Raw genomic sequence first — 1,087 nt, forward strand, 5'->3', positions numbered from 1 at the left:
CGGCCATCCTGACTGGACCAGTTCGACATCTCGGCGACCTTTTCCAGTAGATGCCGGCCGCGCGGGTTTTCGGCGACAAGATCCATCCGGAAGTCGAGCGGATCCCGGCCTGCCTGCTCCGCCAATTCATCCATGAAGGCTTCGGCGGCAAAGCTGGTGTAGGCCGCCCCGATCCCCCGGTAAGGGGCAAGGCGGGCCTGCCGAGGCGTGATGATGTGATCAGCCCGGAAATCCTTGATCCCGTAGAACTTGTTCTCCGCACCGCGCATGGAGATCACATCATTCGGCTTCACCGCGTCCCAGCGAACCGGATTGAAGAACCCGATCACCGTTGGCGTTGCCACCTTGTGATGCCAGCCATCCAGTTTGCCGTCCGCGGTGAGGCCTGCCTCAAGCCTTTGCGCAGCGGCGGGTCGGAACGTGCCGTTCTTGACATCGTCCTCCCTGGTCCAGATGACTTTCACCGGACGCCCGACAGCCTTTGAGCTGAGCACGGCGTCGCGCACGTAGTCCTGGGCAAGCGCTGTCCGGCGGCCGAAACTGCCACCCATGGTCATCATGTTGAGCCGCACCTTGTCTTGCTCGATGCCCAGGACGTCCATCACCGTCCGGGTTGTCCAAGACTGGGTTTGGGTCCCGGCCCAGACTTCGGCGCCCTGACCGTCCGCATCGACACTCGCAACGGCAGCCATCGGCTCGATCTGCGCATGATAGGCGTAGTCGGACAGATAGAGCTGGCCATAGGTCTGGTCTGCAGCTGCAATGGCTGCTGGCGCATTGCCCTTTTCAGCCCATACAGCCTGCTCGGCTTCGGGATCTTCTGCAGCTTCGGCATAAAGCCGGAGCGTTTCCTCGCTGTTGAAGGCACGGGCTGGTGCATCCTCGCTCCAGGTCACTTCAAGCATGGACCGTGCGCCCAAGGCACTCCACAAGCTCTCTGCGACGACCGAAACACCATCTGGCAGCGCGACGACATCCAGAACCCCCGGAACGGCACGCGCTTGCGTGTCGTTGATGGTCAATGGGCGCTCGCCCTCAACCGGGGGCCGCAAGACCGTGGCATATGCCATGTCCGGCAGATCCACGT

At 62.5% G+C, this 1,087-nt stretch carries 1 protein-coding gene; it reads right to left on the reverse strand.

Annotated elements, in window-relative coordinates:
* The coding region (locus E1180_RS00155; RefSeq protein WP_208996749.1) for a xanthine dehydrogenase family protein molybdopterin-binding subunit at window positions 1–1,070 on the reverse strand (1,070 nt) is incomplete at its 3' end.
* Window positions 1,071–1,087: the final 17 nt, after the last annotated feature.

The sequence above is a fragment of the Roseibium denhamense genome, assembly GCF_009711415.1.
In the GTDB taxonomy this organism is placed as follows: Bacteria; Pseudomonadota; Alphaproteobacteria; order Rhizobiales; family Stappiaceae; genus Roseibium; species Roseibium denhamense.